Source organism: Bradyrhizobium sp. OAE829, from assembly GCF_040546575.1.
Classification (GTDB): domain Bacteria; phylum Pseudomonadota; class Alphaproteobacteria; order Rhizobiales; family Xanthobacteraceae; genus Bradyrhizobium.
In genome coordinates this window covers 6,591,022-6,610,965 of record NZ_JBEPOE010000001.1, presented here as the reverse complement: position 1 = coordinate 6,610,965, position 19,944 = coordinate 6,591,022, and the positions used below count along the sequence as shown (strand labels likewise).

The window sequence follows — 19,944 nt, the reverse complement described above, 5'->3', positions numbered from 1 at the left end:
GCGGGCCTCATAACAAACATCGGGAGGGACCATGAGAAGCGTATCAAGGGGAGTGATAGCGATCGTACTCGCATGCCAGTGGGCCGCGGTTGGCAATGGTATGGCTGCGAGCGCCTACCCCGAACGTGCGATCCGCCTCGTCGTCGGGTTTCCCGCCGGCGGCAGTTCCGATGCAATCGCACGCATCGTACAGCCGACCGTCGAACAGCAATTAGGGCAGACGCTGGTGATTGAAAATCGTCCGGGTGCAGGCGGCGCGATCGCCATCGGCATGGTCGCCAAGGCGCCGCCGGACGGCTATCTGATCGGACTAGGCGGCGCGGCGGGTCTGGGTGTCAGCCTCGGCGTCCAGGAGAACACGGGCTATGACCCGCGCAAGGACCTTGCGCCCGTTACCGGTCTCGCGTCAGTGCCTTTCATTCTCGCCGCCTCCAATTAGCTGCGGGGAAAGACGCTTCGCGACATCGTTGCCATGGCAAAGCAGCCAAACCAGCTTGCAATCGGTCACGGGGGTAACGGCACGTTGATGCACCTGACAACCGAGATGTTGAATCAGATGGCCGATACCAAGCTGGAACTGGTGCCTTATCGCGGTATGGCTCCGGTAGTTACCGATCTGATCGGCGGGCATATGTCGCTCGGAGTGATCGATCCTCCATCGGCAATAGCCGCGATCGAGGGCGGTCTCATCACGCCTATCGCCGTCTCTTCGGCGCATCGATATCAACGTCTTCCAGGTATTCCAACATTTGCCGAACAGGGGGTCCCAGGTTTTGAAGCGACAGGCTGGTTCGGCATTGTGGCGCCGGCCGGAACTCCAGCCGATGCAATCGCGAAAATCAACGCGGCATTTGTGAAAGCGCTGAAGGATCCGGCAATCGTCGAGCGGATCCGCGCGCTGGGCTCTGATCCGTTGCCAATGGCGCCGGATGAATTTGCACGATTTATCGAGAGCGAGGTGCAGAAATGGGGAACGGTCGTCGCAAAAGCGGGGAAGAAGTAGATGGCTTGAGGCGCCATTGCACGCATTACGTTCGGGATAGCCCAGCAGACGCTGGCCAAATGATGCCGGGGACCGTGATTGAACAGGACCTTCCTCGGCTCGTTGCTGCTAGTTGGCCTTGATTCCAGCCTCGCTGACGAGCTTGCCCCATTTTGCGCTTTCGCTTTGAATGAAGCGTGCAAATTGCTCTGGCGACGTTGGCGCGGGCTCGGCGCCAAGAGACTGGATCTTCTCGATAACCGACGGATCCTTTAACGCCTTCACGAAAGCCTCGTTCAGCCTGGCCACGATGTCCGCAGGCGTACCAGCTGGCGCGACCAGTCCGAACCAACCGACGGCTTCGAAGCCGGCAATGCCACCCTCGACAAGCGTGGGCACGCCGGACAACGACGGAATACGTCGCGCGGACGAAACACCGATCGCGTTGAGCTTGCCTTCAAGAATAAGCTGCCTGGACGCCGGGATGTCGAGCACCGCAAAGGGTACGTGCCCCGCCAGCACATCGACTGTTGCCGGCGCGGTCCCGCGATACGGCACGAGTCCCATCCGAACGCCGGCCTTCTGCGCGAACAAGGCCGCGGTTAGATGCATTGCGGTCGAGTTGCCGCCGTGACCGATCGACAACTCGCCCGGCTTCGCGCTGGCGAGCGCGATCGTCTCCGCCACCGTGCGCGCGGGCACCTTCTCCGAGGCCACCAGCACGAAGGGGATCTCGGCGAGCAGGGTAACAGGAACAAGGTCTTTCGGATCGAAAGGCATCGTCGGGCCAAGGTGCGGATTCACCGTCAGCGCGCCGGCCGGCGCCACGCCGAGTGTGTAGCCATCCGGCTTGGCTTGAGCGACCGCGGTCATGCCGATGTTGCCCCCGGCCCCGGCACGGTTCTCGATGACGAGGCCCTGCTTGAGGTCGGCCGAAACCAGCGGTTCGAGCGCGCGGATGACGATATCGGCGCTGCCGCCGGGCGGGAACGTCACGATGATCTTGATCAGTTGCTCCGGGTAGGCCGCATGGCTGGCCTGCGACGGCAGGACTGCAAGCGCCGCGCCGGCCAGCGCGGCCAGGATACGATTCTTTCCGCTGTGAAACATGTTTCGTCCCCAAGCCGTTCTTCCAGCAGCAAACTTCCGATCGCTGCGATCGGCGCCGCAGTCAGGCCGGCAGTGCTATGTCAGCCTTTCTAACGTTCGCGCCGGCCGCACCGGTGATGCGTGCAATCAACGCTTCCGGATTTTCGGGCACAACCTGACCGCGCCAGGCGATATGCTGATCCGGCCGCACCAGCATCAGCTTCTCGCCATAGGCTCCGTTCGCTTCATCAATCGACAGCTCGACCACCGCGAGCGGAACGCCTCGTTCCTCTGCGGCGGAGAGCAACCGCGTGACATCGATCGTCGGATCGAACCGCATCAAGGTGTAGCCCGGACCGAATGAATCATAGAGCGACGTTGCGTCGCGCAGAAACAGATGTGGTGCACGCGCGCCGGGAACCGCAGACGGCGTGAAGTTGCCCATCGTATAGGGCGGCGGGGTTTCGCCGTCATAGGCGATAATCGGCGAGGCATCATAGTAGTAGCCGAAATTCAATCCGGCGCAGCAATATTGCTGGACGTTGAGATCATAGGCCGCCTTGGCAAGCGCGGCACGCGCGGCCTGCCCGCGCGGCGTATCATCCTCGATCTCATTGGATACACCACCTCGCTGCGCCATCATGGCGACGGCGTGGTCCATCGCAAAGCGAGACACCTGTTCGGTGATCGGCTGGCGCTCCGCCCCATAAGCGTCGAGAATCGCGGCCGGCGCCCATCCGTTCAAATGAGCGGCCAGTTGCCAGCCAAGATCGACTGCGTCGGCGATCCCGGCATTCATGCCATAGCCCGCATAGGGCATCCACAGATGCGCGGCGTCGCCGCAGATGAAGATTCGTCGGTCACGGAAGCGATCGGCTACCAGTCGGCGTCCGACCCAGTCCTCCTTGCTCAGGATCCTGTACGTGAAACGCTCGTCGACGCCGAGGATGGTGCGGATCGCCCAGTCGCGGTCGACTGAGTCGAACTCCGGTTCGTCGGGCCTCAGATGATTGTGGATCAGCCACCGGTCATGACCGTCGATCGCAACCGTGGTGCCCGAGCGGCGCGGGTTGAGCGAGAGGACCATCCACGCTGGCTTGTGCGGGCCCATCAGGTCCTTGAGCTGCGGGGCCTCGACATAGGTCGACTGCACACGCTGGATGACCGGTGTCCCCGACAGGTTCGCCCCGATCGACTTGCGCACGAGAGAACGGCTGCCGTCGCATCCGATGGCAAAGGATGCCGCGATACGGAACGACTTGCCGCTGTCGAGATCGAGGGCCAGCGCAACCACCTCCCGGTCATCCTGCGCGATCTCAACGATCTCGGTCCGCGCCAGGATCGTGATGCGCGACTGGGCGGCGGCGTGGCTGAACAGGATCGGTTCGAGATAAACCTGGTTAATCCGGTGCGGCGGCTCAGGCGTCGGCCACCACGTATCGGGGCCACCGGTTGCGCTGTAGCGGGTCGAGCGGCCGGGAATTTCGATGCGGCACAGTTCGATGCCCGTGGCCGTGGTCCGATAGGCGCAGTCGTTCGGGAAGTCTGCGGGCAACCCCGCGTCGCGGAGTTTTGCGGCGACGCCAAGCCGGCGGAATACCTCCATTGAGCGCGCCGAGACGTGATTGCACTTGACGCTTGGCGGGTCGCCGGCGTGCCGGATCTCGGCCACCACGACATCGACGCCGCGCGACGCCAGATCCATCGCCGCGGTGAGTCCCACCGGTCCCGCGCCCACCACCAGTACCTGCGTCCTCATCCGCTCCCCTCGTCTCGTTTTGACTGCCGCTGCCCGTCGGTGCGGACCAAGGTGCCTTTTAGAACGGGTTCGTTTATGAGATAAGCCTGAAAGAACTTATGAATTCATGAGCTTTTCCTATGAATGTCACTTTGCGGCAATTGCGGGCTTTCACCGGCGTCTATCGCGCGCGCAGCATTACCCGGGCCGCGCGCGAGCTCGGGATCACGCAGTCGGCGACAAGCCTGCTGATACAGCAGCTCGAGGCCCAGCTCGGCGTGAAGCTGTTCGATCGCACCACACGCGCGGTGCAGCCGACGCTGGCTGCGCATGAGGCCATTCATGCCGCCGATCGCATGCTCGGCGATGCGCAGGGGCTGTCGCGGCGCATGCGCGACCTTGCCGAGGCGCGTGCCGGCCGCGTCGCGTTCCTCGCATCGGCCGGCGCCGCGTCGGCGCTGATGCCACGGGTGCTTGCCAGATTTCGTGCCGTCTATCCCGACGTCGAGATCGACATGCGCGACGTCGCGGCCGACGATCTCGTACCGCGCATGATCGCCACGGATGCGCAGTTTGCGATCGGCAGCGTCGAAGGCGAAATCGCGGAAATGAAGATCGAAGCGCTGGTCGGCGGGCGCCTCAGCGCCATCGGTCGTCACACGGCTGAGTTCGCCGCGCGGCGTTCCCTGACTTGGGATGAACTAGCGCGCCAACCAACGATCGCGATGCGACGCGAAACGCGAATTCGCATGCAGATCGATCAGGCGCTGGGACAGCAAGGCAAGCGACTGGTCCCGACCTATGAGGTCACTTTGATAAACACCGCGCTTGCGATGACTGCGCAGGGACTTGGGCTCGCCATTCTTCCGGCGACAATGCTACCGGCCGACCAGTTTCCGATGCTGATCGCAAAGCCCCTTACGCGACCAGCCATCACGCGACAGGTGTCGCTCCTGCAACGTACCGGCAGAACGCTGTCGCCAGCAGCGAAAGCCTTGGTCACGATCGCGCGATCGGTCCTCACTCAGTCCCGAGCGGGGGATCTGCCATAACCCACGGTGGTATGGCGACGATCCAATCCAATGCGCAAATGCTGCATGTCAGGACGATACAAATGAAACAGGGTAATTGATAATCGCGTCGCACTCTGGTGCAGCGCCTGATGGCAGCAGGAGGCGTGTCCTGTTGGGGCCCAAAATGCTGGCAAGCGCATGGACAATGCATAACCGGCCATCAACATTCCCATCACGATCAGCAACGCCGCTACGGCCAGCGGGAGTGTCGTATTGACGCCGAACACCAGGTAGACCACGAGGCAACGACAGACAGCGCGAGATAGGATCCGGCAACAGAGGTCAGGAGGTTCGATGCCGAGATTTGCAGAAAGGCTCCCAATCACCCTGATCGACGTTTTTATCGACCCGGCATATGCCCGGCAGATAACCCAGGCACGGGATCATCAGCGGTCAGAGTTTTCGAGTGCCGCCGCCATACGACTGACCGCGCCCCGAATGGCAACCTCGTCGAACGCAGCCGCACCCAACAACAGACCCGGTCTTCCTCGCCGGACTCGATAGTGGGAGAGCGGCCGCGCTTCGATTCCACTGGACATCAATGTGCGGGAAACGGCAACGTCGGACGTTCCACGCGGCAACCAACCGACCACATCCAGGCCTGCCGCCGCGGTGCTGAGTTCGATTGAGCCGGACAAGAGACGGTTGCATTCGCTTCGCAGCATCGCATGCCGCGTCGCGTAAGCCTCCTGCAGGCGTCGAATATGGCGACCAAAATGCCCGAGGCTGATAAACTCGGCGAGTACGGCCTGTTCCATCGGCGCAACGAACCGCAGGGTCAGCGACATCATCGACATCAGCGGTTCCACGAGGCGATCCGGCACCACCATGTAACCCAGCCGCAGTGAAGGAAGCAGCGTCTTGCTGAACGTTCCCGCATGGATGACACATCCGTCGAGGTCGATGCCCTGCAACGCACTGAGCGGTCGCAGGCCGTATCGCAGTTCGCCATCATAGTCGTCTTCAAAGATCCATGCCCCGGCGCGCCTTGCCTGATCGAGCAACGCGTGGCGGCGGGGCAAGGACATTGTAACGCCAAGTGGGCTTTGATGCGCCGGTGTAACGAGAACCAGCCGGGGTCGTTGCGACACAGGCACATCCTTTGGTACGCGCATTCCCTCGTCGTCGACGGGGATGGGAACAACGGTTGCACCCCATTGCCTGACAAGCTGCCGCGCACCGACATAGCCGGGATCTTCAACCCAGACCGTGCCGTTGGGCTCGAGAACGGCGCGACATATCAGATCGAGTGCCGCCTGCGTACCCGGCACAATGAATACGCGTCCGACTTCGCTGCGAACGCCTCGGCTCACAGCCAAATATTCTACCAAGGCCTCGCGTAACCCGATGTGCCCCCTCGGGTCGCTGTCGCCCAGTTTTCGAGGCGAAACTTCGCGCCAATAACGCCCCGCAAGCCGCCCCCAGATCGCGCGCGGAAAGAGATCGATAGCGGGAACGTTGGCACGAAAGGGACGCGGTTCGCTTGCCCCGACCGGAAAGGGACTGCTCTGGGGTGTTCGGATCGACGGCTTCCTGAAACCGCCCCGGTGGTCGGCAGCAGGTTTCAGGATCTGTACCGGGGCTGCGCGCACATAGGTCCCGTCGCCAGTCCGCGAGGTCAAGAACCCGTCTGCGCTAAGTTGCTCGAAAACAGCAATGACGGTGCCTCGGGCGACCGCTTCCTGCTTCGCCAGATCCCGTGTCGATGGCAGCCGCGCACCGGCAGGCAGACGCCCTTCGGCGATCGCTTGCCGTAACGAGGCGTACAGCGTCGCAAATCTGCCCTGCCCCTGTGCGGCGGCAGCGAGATGGAGGGCCCGTCCACCGGATTTTCCCTTCGTCATAATGGTCCAATTAAACTGAACAAAATGGCACAATAGGCTGACCCAATAAATCGCTACTGTCCAGCCTCATTCTCAAAACGGGAGCGATGGATGGACCTGAAGACTCGCGGCGAACTGGTTGCCCGGCACGTAGCGGCCGAAAGCGCGCACGACATGGCCGGCACGCTGGCGACGCTGCATCCGGAATGCGTGTTCGAAGATCTGGCGATGGGGCGGGTATGGCGTGGCCACGAAGGCGCAAGGGATCATTATCACGAATGGTGGAACGGCCTCGACACCACGGTGGAAAGTGGACGGCGCGCCTGGGCAGACGACGGATCGCTGATCGCCGAAACCGGGTTCTCGTGCCGCCATATCGGTCCATTCCTGGGGGTCACCGCCACCCAGCGCATATTCAAACTTCGCTTCGTCGTGATCGTCTCGTTTAGAGACGGTCTCATGATGGGAGAGCGCTTCTATTACAGCCTTGATGAGTTGCTGGAACATCTGGGTCAACCAAACCGCAAGCCGTATATGGGCGAAGCCGCGTGAGTCTGGTGATCGCAGTCGTTGGCGCAAGTGGCGTCTACGGACGCCATCTCCTGCCTCGCCTCATCGCGAGGGGACATCGCGTCCGCGCGTTGATGCGCAGGCCCGAGAATGCCGCATCCCTCGCACATTGCGGTGCTGAAGTGCGGGGCGCAGACGTCTTTGATCCTGACTCGCTCCGGGTGGCGTTTGCCGGCTGTGATGCCGTCATCAATCTCGCCACGTCCGTTCCGCGTCCCGGCCAGACGCCCGACTTTGCGCTGAACGATCGCATTCGTCGCGAAGGAACGCGTGCCGTGATCGACGCCTGTTGCGCTGCCGGCATAGGTCGGCTCGTTCAGCAGAGCATAGCGATGATGCACGCTGGTGGCGGAGACAGCTGGATCGACGAATCGTCAGCTGTCCGACCGACTTCAATCACGCAATCCGCCGTCGATATGGAAGCATTGGTGACCGCTTCCGATCGTCAATGGATCATCCTGCGCGGCGGCCTGTTCTATGGTCCCGGAACAGGCCGGGAGGATGACTGGTTCGCGCGAGCAACGGAAGGAACGCTGAAGATCCCTGGCGACGGAACCGAATTCGCCTCCCTCATTCATGTCGCCGACATGGCTGATGCAACAGCTGTGGCGGTCGAGCGAGCGGCCCCGCGAAGCACGTTTCTTGTAGGCGACGATCATCCGTCTTCCTGGCGCGATCTCCTGACCTACGCCGCCGCGACGGTGCGGGCCGCCGTCCCTCTCCTCGGGGGCCCAGTCACGCTGCCTTCCTTTCGGGCCAGCAATCGTCGCCTCCGCGAGACGCTCGATTGGGCGCCCCGCTATCCCAATGTTCAGGCGGGCCTGGCTCGCTGATACCCATTGAACCGAGAAAGGATACACGATGCGTCGTCAACTTGTATGCGCAGTGGTCGCCACGGTCGCAGCGATTGCCATGGGATCAACCGAAACCCAGGCCCGGACCATCAAGCTTGCCTTCATCGATCCGCTCTCGGGCGGCATGGCCAGCATTACGGAAGCCGCGCTGAACCACTTCCGCTTTCTCATTGACAGGGCCAATGCGACTGCCGCGCTGGGTGAACACCGTCTCCAGTTGGATACCTATGACAATAAGCTCTCCACGCAGGACAGCGTGATCCAGGTTCAGAAAGCAATCGACGCAGGCGCCGAGATCGTCATCCAGGGAAACGGCTCCACTGTAGCTGCCGCGATAAGCGACTTCGTGAACAAGCATAACGAGCGCAATCCCGGCAAGAATGTCGTGTACCTGAACTATGCTGCAATCGATCCGGTTCTGACGAATGAGAAGTGCAGCTACTGGCACTTCCGTTTCGACGCCCATTCGAACATGAAGATGGAAGCCCTGACCAACTTCATGAAGGACCGCCCGCCGATCAAGAAACTCTATCTCATCAATCAGGATTACTCACTGGGACAGTCGGTGAGGCAAACGGCGCGAACGATGCTGCAGTCGAAGCGACCGGACATCGAGATCGTCGGCGACGAATTGCACCCACTCGCGAAGATTACCGATTTTTCTCCCTACATTGCCAAGATCCGGGCCTCGGGCGCGGACACCGTAATCACGGCCAATTGGGGTAACGATTTTGCACTCTTGCTCAAGGCAGCCGCCGACGCCGGCCTGAAGGCCGATTGGTTTACTTACTACGCCGGCAGCGCAGGCGGCCCGACAGCCGTGATGCGGACGGGATTGGACGGACGCGTCTTCAACATTGGCGAATGGCACCAGAATGTGCCCAACGCCGAGATGGAGCGTTTCGCAGCCGAATTCAAGATGAAGTACGGACATGACTGGCGATACCTCAACATTCGCAATGTCGTGGAGATGCTGGTTCGGGCCATCAACGAAACAAAGGAGCCAAGCGCCACGACGATCGCCGAGCGCCTCCATGCCATGAAGCATCGCTCTGCACTGGGCGCGGAAGGTCTCATGCGGCCAGCCGATCACCAGTACATGCAGGACCTTTACGTCTACTCCTTCACGCGGGTGTCGGAGGCCACCAAGTACGATGAGGAGAACACCGGCTGGGGCTGGAAAACGGTGGCCATGATCCCGGCCGCCCAAACCATGCTTCCGACCACCTGCAAGATGGAACGGCCGAATTGATCGCTCGCGTGTAGCTCGTCCGCCCCGGACCACTCCGTGGGCGGACGCGGATACCAATTTCCAGGCGGGGTGTCGTGCTTGAACTGATTGCCATCTCCACGCTCAATGGTGTGCTGTCCGGCATGCAGCTGTTCTTGATGGCGAGCGGCCTTACCGTCATCTTCAGTATGCTCGGAGTGCTGAACCTCGCGCACGCGAGCTTCTACATGCTCGGTGCATTCTTCGGATATCAAATCAGCCGATGGTTCGGCTTCTGGCCTGCCCTGCTGATCGCGCCGTTGCTGGCCGGAGCGATCGGCGCCGGCGTCGAGCGCTTTGGCCTGCGCCGTGTGCACAAAAGCGGCCATGTCGCCGAACTGCTGTTCACGTTCGGCCTGGCGTTCGCAATCGAAGAACTCGTCCAGATCATCTGGGGCAAGAGCCCGGTGGACTTCCGCGTACCACCGTCGCTGGACTTTCCGGCCTTCACGATCTTCTCCACCAACTACCCCGCCTACAAGATGTTCATGTTGCTGGTCTCCGTCGCGATCTTCACCGTCTTGCTCATCACGCTCAAGAAGACGCGGATCGGCCTGATCGTGCAAGCGGCGTTGACGCACCCGCATATGGTCGGCCATCTCGGCCACAACGTCGGACGCATCTTCATGCTGGTGTTCGGCATCGGCACCGCACTTGCGGCGGTCGCTGGTGTCATCGCCGGCCCCGCGCTGGTAACGCAGTCGAACATGGCCGGATCGCTCGGACCCATTTTGTTCGTGGTGGTCGTGGTGGGCGGGCTCGGCTCTCTGCCCGGCGCCTTCGTCGCGTCGTTGTTGATCGGCCTGATCCAGACGTTTGCCGTCTCGATGAACGGCTCATTGGCCGGTGCCTTCGGCCCGCTGAGTGCCGCCGATGAAGCCACGTGGCTTGCCGATATCTGGGGGGTAACCATCGCGCAGATCGCACCGGTGATACCCTACGCGCTGCTGGTGCTGATCCTGATCTTCCGCCCAATGGGCCTGCTAGGGACACGCGATACATGAGCGAGACGATCTCAAGCACAGCGGCTCTTTATCCGGCCGCCGCCGACAAGCTCAAATTCCGTGGATTGTTGTTTGCAGTCGCGATCGCGCTGCTGATCCTGCCAAAATTGTTCAGCTCCGGCGGATCGCTGACCACGTTCAGTCTGGTCGGCATCTCCATCATTTTCTCGATGTCCTACAACATGCTGCTGGGTCAAACTGGAATGCTGTCGTTCGGCCACGCGGTCTATTACGGCATCGGCGGTTTCCTGGCGATTCATGCCATCAACATCATCGGCACCAACAAGCTGCCGATCCCCCTGCCGGTGGTGCCGTTGATCGGCGGATTGACCGGATTGCTGTTTGCGGTCGTGCTCGGCTGGGTCTCGACCCGGCGCAGCGGGACGGCCTTTGCGATGATATCGCTCGGTGTCGCCGAACTGGTCGCTTCGTCGGCACTGGTCCTGCGTACATTCTTCGGTGGCGACTCCGGCATCTCCGCCAACCGCACCAGGCTGTTCCGCGTGTTCGACTGGAGTTTCGGGCCGCAGATCCAGATCTACTATCTGGTCGCGGCGTGGATGCTGATCGCCGTCATCGCCATGTACGCCCTCACCCGCACGCCATTGGGCCGAATGTGCAACGCGGTACGCGACAATCCGGAGCGGGTGCAGTTCGTCGGCTACGATCCGCACGTCGTGCGCTATCTGGCGTTCTGCTTTTCCGGTTTCTTTGCCGGTATCGCGGGTGCGCTCGCCGCGACCTGCTTCGAGATCGCCAATTCGGCCTACCTTGGCGCCGTGCAGTCGGGAACGGTGCTGTTCGCCACCTATATTGGCGGCGTCGGCTTCTTTATCGGTCCGATCGTCGGCGCGGTCTTTGTCACGCTCCTTTCGCTCGGCCTCAGCGATCTGACGGCTGTGTGGCAGCTCTATTTCGGATTGATCTTCATTGCGGTGGTGGTGTTCGCGCCGGGCGGCATCACCGGACTGTTGATGATGCATCGTCCGCTGTTGAAGGCCGGCACGCTCGGCCGGGTGCTGCCCAGTTATTTCATCGCCTTTGTGCCCACGGCGGCGATGCTGACCGGCTTCATCGTCGCGATCGAGGTAACGGTGCACTACGCCGTCAACGCCGGCGACGATTCTCACATCAAGGCATTCGGCGTCAGTTTCGACGCGGCGAGCCGGTATATCTGGGCGATGTCGGCGGTGCTCTTGATCGGCGGCTTTCTGGTCGCGCGCAGGACCTGGACACGCGTCCGGCAAGCCTGGGATGATGCGTCCGGCGCAGCGCGCGAACAAGGAATCCCCGCATGAGCTCCGCGATCGAATTGCGCGGGATCGAGAAGAGATTCGGCAACACATCGGTGATCCGCAACGTCAACCTGACGGTCGCGCCGGGCGAGCGCCATGCCTTGATCGGTCCGAACGGGGCCGGCAAATCCACCCTGTTCAATCTGATTAGCGGCTACATGAAACCGACCGCCGGCAGCATCCTGCTGCGTGACCGGGTGATCTCCGGCCTGCCGCCGTACCAGATCAACCGCCGCGGGCTGTCACGCAGCTTTCAGGTGACCAACGTCTTCGTCAATATGAGCGTGTGGGAGAACCTCCGTTGCGCTGTGCTCTGGGCGACCGGTTACCGCTATGCGTTCTGGAAGAACATCGACAACCTGCCCGACGTGCGCCAGCGGACCACCAGGGTTCTCGAGGACATTGGCCTCACTGGCCGGCGCGGCGTTCCTGCCGGTCTACTGACCTATGCGGAGCAGCGCGCCCTTGAGATCGGCATCACCATCGCCGGCGGCGCCGATGTCATTCTGCTCGACGAGCCGACCGCCGGCATGAGCCATGCCGAAACAGAACGGGCTGTAGCGCTGATCCGCCGCCTGACGGAAGACCGCACCCTCCTCATCGTCGAGCATGACATGAGCGTTGTGTTCGGTCTCGCCGACCGTATTTCGGTGCTGGTGTACGGCCAGATCATAGCTTCCGGATCGCCGGAGGAGATTCGCGGCAATCCAAAGGTCAAGGAAGCCTATCTCGGTGAGGAGGCCGCCTGATGCTGGAGGTCAGGGATCTGCACGCCTATTACGGCAAGAGCCACATCCTGCAAGGCGTCGGTATGCGTATCGATGCGGGCGAGGTGGTCAGCCTGCTCGGCCGCAACGGCGTCGGCCGCTCGACGACCGTCAAGGCGATCATCGGCGAGGTGCAGCCGCATGGCAGCATCCTGTTCAAGGGCCACAATATCGCGGGCCTGCCCAGTCACAAGATCGCCCATCTTGGCCTCGGCTACGTACCCGAGCATCGCGACATTTTTCCCGGGCTCACTGTACGGCAAAACCTGATGCTCGGCATCAAGGATCCCCGCAAGCCGGGTAAGTGGCGGCTGGAAGACATGCTGGAGATGTTCCCCAATCTCGCTGCGCGCGCCGATACGGCGGCTGGCGTGATGTCCGGCGGTGAAAAGCAGATGCTGACGATTTGCCGCACGCTGATGGGCGACCCCGAGCTTGTCATGATCGACGAGCCGACCGAGGGACTGGCGCCCATTATCGTGCAACAGGTTGGCGATCTCATAGCCGAAATTGCCCGCCGCGGCGTCGCGATACTGCTGGTCGAGCAGAAGCTGTCGATCGCGATGCGTATCTCGCACCGGCTCTATGTGATGGGCCACGGTCGCATCGTGTTCGAGGGCACGCCGGCCGATCTCAAGGCCAACGGCGCGATCCGCCGCGAATGGCTCGAGGTTTGACGATTTGCAGAGGACTTCAACGCCCGGACCGATTAGGTGCCGTCAGGAAGATGCGACGTTGCGTTAACGATGGGAGAATGTCATGAGCCCCGATATCGGTCTTGCAAATTGGTTCTACCAACGCGCGCAGCGTACGCCGGAAAGAAAGGCACTTACTTTCGAAGGCGTTACGTGGACCTATCGCGAGGTGCAGCGCCGAATCGACGCTCTGGCCGGTCGCCTAAGGAAGCTCGGCGTCCACAGCGGCGATCGCGTCGCCTTTCTCGGCCTCAACCAGCCCCTTTTCCTTGTCGTCACGTTCGCGGCTGCGCGGCTCGGTGCGGCGTTTGTGCCATTGAATTTCCGGCTTACCGGACCCGAGCTCGTCTTCATCGCCAACGATGCGGGTGCTTGCGCAATGGTCGTAGACACACAACACCGCGGGCTCATCGATGCGATACGCGGCGAGCTCACCACAGTTTCATCCTACTTCACCACGGAAGCAGCCGGTCAATGGTTATCGATCGAAGGAACGGAACCGGCGATTGATCATGGCGTCCGAGTAGATCCCGATGCGGCGGCGCTGATGATGTACACATCCGGAACCACGGGAACGCCGAAAGGTGCGATCCTGACGACGGCTCTCGCCGCGCTCGGCGAAAGGTAGCGACGGCGCTGCAACCCGGAGATCCTTTGCCTTATGTGCAAGCGCCGTACGACCGTCGCCTCCGCACATTCATCCCAGTCTCCAGAACCGCACCCGCTCCGGTTTGCAAGTATTCTGTCGATCGCGCCGCTAAGACCCCCCGGGCCAGACCACCTGCCGGCATGAAGAGGGATATCACGGCAATCGATTCCCAGTTTGCGCACGCGGCACGGTGCTGGGGCTTCTGGCCGCGGCCCAACGATGCCCTACGATCCCGAGAAGGATTTCGTGCCGATCGCCGAGATCGCGACGGGAGCTCTAGCGGGTGTCGGCCGGGACTCCCGGATTGCCAATCGCTCGTTCTTGTAGATCAGCTGCGGCATCGGCGCCTGGAAGGCATTCAGGGTGCTTAGGGATGGCCACGACTTCAGGCATGACCTCACCATCCCGCCGTATATCAAACCCCAGCAGACAAATTCGCAGCATGTGTTGCGGCGATCAGTTGAACCCGCCGCCAGTAGCGGACGTTCAGGCCAATTCCACCTTGACCCAAAGCAGACATCGGAGCCCATCCCGCGTCAATCGTACCGTTGCGACGCCTAGGTTCGTCGTGTTTCAATTGTGTTGCGCGCGGGCTTTCTTGACCAACGAGCACGCGCGTCGCTTAGTAGTTGGTCCCGGATGTTTCATTCGGGATGCCGTCGATCGGGCATTCAGCAGTGCCCGCGGTCGGGCGGGTCATCGCCTCGACCATTTCGCGGGTGCCTTCGGGATCGGCGATCCATTTCGAGTAGAAGTCGTAAGGGCATGTCGCCAGGCCCTTGGCGCTTTCACCGGAATTGATCATGCCGGTGTAGCCGCGATGCACCAGCTTGTAGAGATGGTTCTGCGACTGGTTGGTGCGGCGGGCGTCGCGGATCAGGTTCTTCGACAGCGCCGCATACTGGATGCCGTATTCCTCTTCGCCGGTCTCGCCCAGCGTGCGGCCATCGAAGCCGATGATCGCGGAGTGGCCGAAATAGGAATAGACGCCGTCAAAGCCGGCGGCATTGGCGACCGCCACATAGACATTGTTGGCCCAAGCCATCGCCTTGGAAATCAGGACCTGCTGTTCCTTGGCCGGATACATGTAGCCCTGGCAGCGCACGATCAGCTCGGCGCCCTTCATGGCGCAATCGCGCCAGATTTCCGGAAAATTGCCATCGTCGCAGATGATCAGGCTGACCTTCATGCCTTTTGGTCCGTCGGAAACGTAAGTGCAGTTGCCGGGATACCAGCCTTCGATCGGCACCCACGGCATGATCTTGCGGTACTTCTGGACAATCTCGCCCTTGTCGTTCATCAGGATCAGGGTGTTGTAGGGCGCCTTGTGCGGATGCTCCTCGTGACGCTCGCCGGTGAGCGAGAACACGCCCCACACTTTCGCCTTGCGGCAGGCCTCGGCGAAGATCGCGGTTTCCTCGCCGGGCACGACGGATGCGGTCTCGTACATCTCCTTGGAGTCGTACATGATGCCGTGGGTGGAATATTCCGGGAAGATCACCAGATCCATGCCCGGCAGGCCGAGCTTCATGCCCACCACCATGTCGGCGATCTTGCGGGCGTTGTCGAGCACCTCCGCCTTGGTGTGCAGGCGCGGCATTTTGTAATTGACGACGGCGACGCCAACCGTGTCGTTGCTTGAGGAAATGTCACCGTGAAGCATGGGGTTCGCCCCTCCTGTTCTGGTTCAACTCTGCCGTCACTGCATCAGTGGCTGATCATCCACGGCCGCGCGGTCGGGAAACTCTTGGCGCCGCTTCTTGTCTTGGTCACCAGCCGCGCCGGTTTCGTGCTTGAACAGCAGCCGCAGCCGGGACCATGCGAGGCCTTGTACTGATCGAGGGTTTTGGGCGCGTTGGCGCTGCGCTCGTTGGTGGCATGGGCCTTGCGCTTGTCCGACGGCATGCAGAAGAACGCCGGCGCGGTCAGGATCACACGCGGCGATTCCGTTTCGCATTGCGGGCAATCCTGCGGCGCATCGCATTCGGCCATCGGCCGCATGTCGGTGAACGGGCCGCAATCGTTGCAGAGATATTCGTAAACCGGCATTTCAATATCCTCGCGCAAATAGTACGCGACGATGGATGCGGGGCGGCAGATACGCACACCGTCCCGCATCCCGTCGCGCAGGGATTACTTATCCTGTGACAGCGGCATCTGGATGTCGCCCTTGATGTGTTTGATCGGTCCCGCCGACGACGGCATGATGTCGAAGTCGAATATCTCCGTCGGCAGCCACAGCGTGGCGCAGGCGTTCGGCACATCGACCACGCCGGAGATGTGGCCCTGGCAAGGCGCCGTGCCCAGGATCGAATAGGCCTGCGCGCCGGAGTAACCGAACTTCTTCAGATACTCGATCGCGTTCAGGCAGGCCTGCCGGTAGGCGATATGCACGTCGAGGTAATGCTGCTTGCCTTGCTCGTCGACCGAGATGCCTTCGAAGATCAGGTAGTCCTTGTAGTTCGGCGTGATCGGCGACGGCTTGAACACGGGGTTCTTGATGCCGTATTTGGCGACGCCGTCCTTGATGAGATCGACCTTGATGTGCAGCCAGCCGGCCATCTCGATGGCGCCGCAGAAGGTGATTTCGCCGTCGCCCTGGCTGAAATGCAGGTCGCCCATCGAGAGACCGGCACCGGGCACATAGACCGGGAAGTAGATTTTCGAGCCGCGCGACAGGTCCTTGATGTCGCAATTGCCGCCATGTTCGCGCGGCGGAACGGTGCGGGCGCCCTCCGCGGCGATCTTGGCCTTGGCGTCGCCCTTGGCCTGACCGGCATGCGTGGTCGGCGCGAATGGTGGGTTGGCCAATCCGGGTACGCGGGTCGGGTTGGTTGCGATCAGCTCGGCTTCACGCGCGTTCCAGGTCGCCAGCATCTTCGGATCGGGCAGGCAGCCGATCAGGCCGGGGTGAATGAGCCCCGCGAAATTGACGCCGGGAATGTGGCGCGACGACGTGTAAAGACCCTTGATGTCCCAGATCGATTTCTGCGCCAGCGGGAAGTGATCGGTCAGGAAGCCGCCGCCGTTCTTCTTGGAGAAGAAGCCGTTGAAACCCCACAGGCTCTCCTTCAGCGGACCGACGTCGAGCAGATCGACCACCAGCAGATCGCCGGGCTCGGCGCCCTTGACGCCGATCGGGCCGGACAGGAAGTGCACGATCGACAGATCGATGTCGCGCACGTCGTCGGCGGAATCGTTGTTCTTGATGAAGCCGCCGGTCCAGTCGACGGTTTCGATGATGAAGTCGTCGCCGGGGCTGACCCATTCCACGATCGGGATCTCGGGGTGCCAGCGGTTGTGGATCTTGTCGTTTTCGTAGGCCGATTTCGAAAGATCGACCTTGATCAGTGTATCTGGCATTGCAAGCTCCCCTTTTCTACAGACTTGAAGGCTACGGTTCAGACGGACAGATATTTCGAGATCTGCGCCGCATCGACGCCGTCGCGCGGGTCATCACGGACGATCTCGCCGTTCTCGATCACCAGCACGCGGTCGGCGACATCGAGCGCGAAGCTCAAAACCTGTTCGGAGACCACGATCGACAGGCCGCGCTCGTCGCGAATACGCTTCAAGGTGCGCGCCATGTCCTTGATGATCGACGGCTGGATGCCTTCGGTCGGCTCATCCAGCAGCAGCACTTTCGGCTTGGTGGCGAGCGCGCGGGCAATTGCGAGCTGCTGCTGCTGTCCGCCGGAGAGATTGCCGCCGCGGCGGTTCTTCATTTCCAGCAACACCGGAAACAGCTCATAGATGCCCTCCGGAACATCCTTCTCGCCGGACACGACGAGACCGGTCTCGATGTTCTCCTTCACCGTCATGGTGGAGAAGATCATGCGGCCCTGCGGCACATAGGCGAGGCCCCTGGCGACGCGTTCGTAGCTCGGCAGCTGGCTCAGTTCCGTGCCTGCCATCGTCACCGAGCCGCTCTTGGCGGGCAGGATGCCCATCAGCGATTTCATAAGCGTGGTCTTGCCCATGCCGTTGCGGCCCATGATCGCAACGATTTCATTGGGCGCGACCGATACGTTGAGGCCATGGAGGACTTCACTCTGGCCGTAGGCGACATGCAGATCCGAAATAGCCAGCATCGACTCGCGTTCCTTATTCCTTGCGCATGATCGTGTCCGGAAGCCGGACGCCATTTCTCGGGGTCATGCGCTAATGGCCCAGATAAACTTCGATGACCTTCGGATCGTTCTTGACGTGCTCCATAGTGCCTTCCGACAGGATCTGGCCCTGGTGCAGCACCGTGACCTTGTGGGCGATATCCTCGACGAACTTCATGTCGTGCTCGATCACCAGCACCGACCGGCCCTTGATGATGCGGTTGAGCAGTTCGGCGGTCTTGGCCCGCTCGCTGACGCTCATGCCGGCCACCGGCTCGTCGAGCATCAGCAAGTCCGGATCCTGGATCAGCAGCATGCCGATCTCGAGCCATTGTTTCTGGCCGTGGCTGAGTTCATCGGCATAGGTGTCGAGGCGATCCTTCAGGAAGATCATCTCGGCGACTTCCTCGACGCGGTCGCGCACCGCGGCGTCGCGCTGGAAAGCGAGCGAGCCGAACACGGTGCGGCCGCGCGGGTAGGAAATCTCCAGGTTCTCGAACACCGTGAGATCGACGAATACCGACGGCGTCTGGAACTTGCGGCCGACGCCGGTCTGCACGATCTGGTTCTCTTTCATCCGGGTCAGTTCCTGACCGCGAAACTGGATCGAACCCGACGTCGCCTTCGTCTTGCCGCAGATCAGATCGAGCACCGTGGTCTTGCCGGCGCCGTTGGGGCCGATGATGACCCGGATCTCGTTCTCCTCGACATAGAAGGAGAGATCGTTGACCGCCTTGAAGCCGTCAAAGGACACCGTGAGCGCCTCGACCGCGAGCAGGAACTCCTTGGGCTGGTGACCGATGAGCATGATCTATCTCCTCATTCCGCCAGTGTGGCATCGGCAACCGGGGTGACCGATGAGCATGATCTAACTCCTCATTCTGCCGGGGCGCCGTCGGCGACCGAACTGTCGGTCCACGCCTTGGCGGGTTTTGGTTTGCGCCACGCCAGTAGGCGATCGATGCGAGGCTGGACGTAATCCGCCCAGATCCCGGACAGGCCGTTCGGGAACGCCAGCACCACCGCGATGAACAGTCCGCCGAGGCCGAACAGCCAGAGCTGCGGGAACGATTCCGACAGGCCGGTCTTGGCGACGTTCACCAGCAGCGAACCCCACACCGCGCCGAAGATCGACATCCGTCCGCCGACCGCGGTGTAGATCACCATCTCGATCGACGGCACGATGCCGACAAAGGACGGCGACATGAAACCGACATTGAGCGCGAACATGGCGCCGCCGATCGCGGCGAAGATCGCGGCCATGCAGAAGGCGAATATCTTGAAGTTGGCGACGCTGTAGCCGGAGAAGCGGACGCGGTCTTCCTGTTCGCGCATCGCCACCAGGATGCGTCCGAGCTTGGTCAGGCGAATGAACTGCGCCAGCAGGATGCAGCCGAACAGCAGGAACACTTCAAAGAAGTAGAGCATGACCTTGGCGTGATCCGGCCGGATGTCCCATCCCTTCAGGGTGCGCAGGTCGGTCATGCCGTTGATGCCGCCGGTATAGCCCTGCTGCCCAACGATCAGGATGGTCAGGATGGCCGCAACGGCTTGCGTGATGATCGCAAAATAAGTGCCGCCGACGCGGCGCTTGAACATCGCGGTGCCGATGATCAGGGCGAACAGGCCGGGCACCAGGATGATGGCGAGAATAGTAAGGGTGAGACTGTGGAATGGCTGCCAGAACAGCGGCAGCGAGGTGATCTGATTCCAGTCCATGAAATCGGGGATGCCGGGGGTGGACTGGATCTTGGTGTTTTCCGGGCTCGATGCCTCGAGCTTGAGGAACATCGCCATGCAGTAGCCGCCGAGGCCGAAGAACACCCCCTGCCCCAGACTGAGAATGCCGCCATAGCCCCAGCACAGCACCAGCCCGATCCCGACGAAAGCGTAAGTCAGGTACTTGGCGACCAGATTGAGGCGAAACACATCCAGCGACAGCGGCAGGATCACGAACAGCAGGGCGGCCAGGGCAACGAAACCGATGAGCTCGGATCGATTGAAGAAGCGTGAGTTGATGATCATG

Annotated in this window: 18 protein-coding genes and 1 pseudogene; 10 read left to right on the top strand and 9 right to left on the bottom strand. The window is 61.6% G+C overall.

Features of this window, described 5'->3' with window-relative positions; translation table 11 throughout:
* Positions 1-31: 31 nt before the first annotated feature.
* Positions 32-1,003 (top strand): annotated as a pseudogene (locus tag ABIE49_RS31780) (Bug family tripartite tricarboxylate transporter substrate binding protein).
* A 108-nt stretch (positions 1,004-1,111) separates the two neighbouring features.
* Here ABIE49_RS31780 and ABIE49_RS31775 read toward each other — a convergent pair.
* Entirely contained in the window at positions 1,112-2,092 is a 981-nt protein-coding gene (locus ABIE49_RS31775) for a Bug family tripartite tricarboxylate transporter substrate binding protein (RefSeq protein ID WP_192735031.1), read from the bottom strand.
* Positions 2,093-2,153: 61 nt separating this feature from the next.
* Positions 2,154-3,830 (bottom strand): FAD-dependent oxidoreductase, encoded by a 1,677-nt coding sequence (locus ABIE49_RS31770; protein WP_192735032.1) that lies wholly within the window; start codon positions 3,828-3,830, stop codon positions 2,154-2,156.
* Positions 3,831-3,949: 119 nt separating this feature from the next.
* Between ABIE49_RS31770 and ABIE49_RS31765 the strand changes: the two genes are divergently transcribed.
* Positions 3,950-4,861 carry a LysR family transcriptional regulator gene (locus tag ABIE49_RS31765; protein ID WP_192735033.1) on the top strand — a complete coding sequence of 304 codons (912 nt, stop codon included), beginning with the start codon at positions 3,950-3,952 and terminating at the stop codon, positions 4,859-4,861.
* Positions 4,862-5,268: 407 nt separating this feature from the next.
* On the opposite strand, the gene pdxR is transcribed toward ABIE49_RS31765, so the two are convergent.
* Entirely contained in the window at positions 5,269-6,726 is a 1,458-nt protein-coding gene (pdxR, locus tag ABIE49_RS31760) for a MocR-like pyridoxine biosynthesis transcription factor PdxR (RefSeq protein WP_192735034.1), read from the bottom strand.
* 90 nt (positions 6,727-6,816) lie between these two features.
* On the opposite strand from pdxR, the gene ABIE49_RS31755 reads away from it, so the two are divergent.
* The 8 genes from ABIE49_RS31755 (at position 6,817) to ABIE49_RS31720 (ending at position 13,788) form a co-directional block, all read left to right on the top strand.
* Positions 6,817-7,257, top strand: coding sequence for a nuclear transport factor 2 family protein (locus tag ABIE49_RS31755; RefSeq protein ID WP_192735035.1), 441 nt, complete (start codon positions 6,817-6,819; stop codon positions 7,255-7,257).
* Positions 7,254-8,108 carry an NAD-dependent epimerase/dehydratase family protein gene (locus ABIE49_RS31750; protein WP_192735036.1) on the top strand — a complete coding sequence of 285 codons (855 nt, stop codon included), beginning with the start codon at positions 7,254-7,256 and terminating at the stop codon, positions 8,106-8,108. The genes ABIE49_RS31755 and ABIE49_RS31750 overlap by 4 nt, the downstream gene beginning before the upstream one ends.
* Before the next feature lie 28 nt (positions 8,109-8,136).
* Complete coding sequence (locus ABIE49_RS31745; RefSeq protein ID WP_354067101.1) at positions 8,137-9,381, top strand: branched-chain amino acid ABC transporter substrate-binding protein; 1,245 nt, start codon at positions 8,137-8,139, stop codon at positions 9,379-9,381.
* A gap of 74 nt (positions 9,382-9,455) precedes the next feature.
* Positions 9,456-10,403 (top strand): branched-chain amino acid ABC transporter permease, encoded by a 948-nt coding sequence (locus tag ABIE49_RS31740; RefSeq protein WP_192735037.1) that lies wholly within the window; start codon positions 9,456-9,458, stop codon positions 10,401-10,403.
* The gene (locus tag ABIE49_RS31735) at positions 10,400-11,701 is read left to right on the top strand and encodes a branched-chain amino acid ABC transporter permease (protein WP_192735038.1); all 1,302 of its coding nucleotides are present in this window, start codon (positions 10,400-10,402) and stop codon (positions 11,699-11,701) included. The genes ABIE49_RS31740 and ABIE49_RS31735 overlap by 4 nt, the downstream gene beginning before the upstream one ends.
* Positions 11,698-12,447, top strand: a complete 750-nt coding sequence (locus ABIE49_RS31730; RefSeq protein WP_192735039.1) for an ABC transporter ATP-binding protein — start codon at positions 11,698-11,700, stop codon at positions 12,445-12,447. The genes ABIE49_RS31735 and ABIE49_RS31730 overlap by 4 nt, the downstream gene beginning before the upstream one ends.
* Positions 12,447-13,142, top strand: coding sequence for an ABC transporter ATP-binding protein (locus ABIE49_RS31725; RefSeq protein ID WP_192735040.1), 696 nt, complete (start codon positions 12,447-12,449; stop codon positions 13,140-13,142). Before ABIE49_RS31730 ends, ABIE49_RS31725 begins: the two co-directional genes overlap by 1 nt.
* 82 nt (positions 13,143-13,224) lie before the next feature.
* Entirely contained in the window at positions 13,225-13,788 is a 564-nt protein-coding gene (locus ABIE49_RS31720) for an AMP-binding protein (protein WP_192735041.1), read from the top strand.
* Between the two features lie 643 nt (positions 13,789-14,431).
* On the opposite strand, the gene ABIE49_RS31715 is transcribed toward ABIE49_RS31720, so the two are convergent.
* The 6 genes from ABIE49_RS31715 to urtC all read right to left on the bottom strand — a co-directional run bounded on the left by ABIE49_RS31715 (position 14,432) and on the right by urtC (position 19,943).
* On the bottom strand, positions 14,432-15,472 hold the full coding sequence (locus ABIE49_RS31715) for an aliphatic amidase (RefSeq protein WP_192735042.1): 1,041 nt from the start codon (positions 15,470-15,472) through the stop codon (positions 14,432-14,434).
* A 44-nt stretch (positions 15,473-15,516) separates the two neighbouring features.
* A complete protein-coding gene (locus ABIE49_RS31710; protein WP_192735043.1) occupies positions 15,517-15,858 on the bottom strand; it encodes an FmdB family zinc ribbon protein in 342 nt (113 codons plus the stop codon).
* Positions 15,859-15,942: 84 nt separating this feature from the next.
* Positions 15,943-17,172, bottom strand: a complete 1,230-nt coding sequence (gene fmdA / locus ABIE49_RS31705; protein ID WP_192735044.1) for a formamidase — start codon at positions 17,170-17,172, stop codon at positions 15,943-15,945.
* Positions 17,173-17,210: 38 nt separating this feature from the next.
* Positions 17,211-17,900, bottom strand: a complete 690-nt coding sequence (gene urtE / locus ABIE49_RS31700) for an urea ABC transporter ATP-binding subunit UrtE (RefSeq protein ID WP_192735045.1) — start codon at positions 17,898-17,900, stop codon at positions 17,211-17,213.
* A gap of 70 nt (positions 17,901-17,970) precedes the next feature.
* Positions 17,971-18,726, bottom strand: coding sequence for an urea ABC transporter ATP-binding protein UrtD (urtD, locus tag ABIE49_RS31695; RefSeq protein WP_192735046.1), 756 nt, complete (start codon positions 18,724-18,726; stop codon positions 17,971-17,973).
* 68 nt (positions 18,727-18,794) lie between these two features.
* Positions 18,795-19,943, bottom strand: a complete 1,149-nt coding sequence (gene urtC, locus ABIE49_RS31690) for an urea ABC transporter permease subunit UrtC (protein WP_192735047.1) — start codon at positions 19,941-19,943, stop codon at positions 18,795-18,797.
* Position 19,944 lies beyond the last annotated feature (1 nt).

Excerpts from the sequence above, each read along its gene's own strand:
- ABIE49_RS31755 (WP_192735035.1), top strand. The coding sequence starts at position 6,817 with ATGGACCTGAAGACTCGCGGCGAACTGGTTGCCCGGCACGTAGCGGCC.
- ABIE49_RS31725 (WP_192735040.1), top strand. The coding sequence starts at position 12,447 with ATGCTGGAGGTCAGGGATCTGCACGCCTATTACGGCAAGAGCCACATC.
- urtC (WP_192735047.1), bottom strand. The coding sequence starts at position 19,943 with ATGATCATCAACTCACGCTTCTTCAATCGATCCGAGCTCATCGGTTTC.
- ABIE49_RS31745 (WP_354067101.1), top strand. The coding sequence starts at position 8,137 with ATGCGTCGTCAACTTGTATGCGCAGTGGTCGCCACGGTCGCAGCGATT.
- ABIE49_RS31715 (WP_192735042.1), bottom strand. The coding sequence starts at position 15,472 with ATGCTTCACGGTGACATTTCCTCAAGCAACGACACGGTTGGCGTCGCC.
- fmdA (WP_192735044.1), bottom strand. The coding sequence starts at position 17,172 with ATGCCAGATACACTGATCAAGGTCGATCTTTCGAAATCGGCCTACGAA.
- ABIE49_RS31770 (WP_192735032.1), bottom strand. The coding sequence starts at position 3,830 with ATGAGGACGCAGGTACTGGTGGTGGGCGCGGGACCGGTGGGACTCACC.
- ABIE49_RS31765 (WP_192735033.1), top strand. The coding sequence starts at position 3,950 with ATGAATGTCACTTTGCGGCAATTGCGGGCTTTCACCGGCGTCTATCGC.
- ABIE49_RS31730 (WP_192735039.1), top strand. The coding sequence starts at position 11,698 with ATGAGCTCCGCGATCGAATTGCGCGGGATCGAGAAGAGATTCGGCAAC.
- ABIE49_RS31775 (WP_192735031.1), bottom strand. The coding sequence starts at position 2,092 with ATGTTTCACAGCGGAAAGAATCGTATCCTGGCCGCGCTGGCCGGCGCG.
- urtD (WP_192735046.1), bottom strand. The coding sequence starts at position 18,726 with ATGCTCATCGGTCACCAGCCCAAGGAGTTCCTGCTCGCGGTCGAGGCG.
- pdxR (WP_192735034.1), bottom strand. The coding sequence starts at position 6,726 with ATGACGAAGGGAAAATCCGGTGGACGGGCCCTCCATCTCGCTGCCGCC.
- ABIE49_RS31720 (WP_192735041.1), top strand. The coding sequence starts at position 13,225 with ATGAGCCCCGATATCGGTCTTGCAAATTGGTTCTACCAACGCGCGCAG.
- urtE (WP_192735045.1), bottom strand. The coding sequence starts at position 17,900 with ATGCTGGCTATTTCGGATCTGCATGTCGCCTACGGCCAGAGTGAAGTC.
- ABIE49_RS31735 (WP_192735038.1), top strand. The coding sequence starts at position 10,400 with ATGAGCGAGACGATCTCAAGCACAGCGGCTCTTTATCCGGCCGCCGCC.
- ABIE49_RS31710 (WP_192735043.1), bottom strand. The coding sequence starts at position 15,858 with ATGCCGGTTTACGAATATCTCTGCAACGATTGCGGCCCGTTCACCGAC.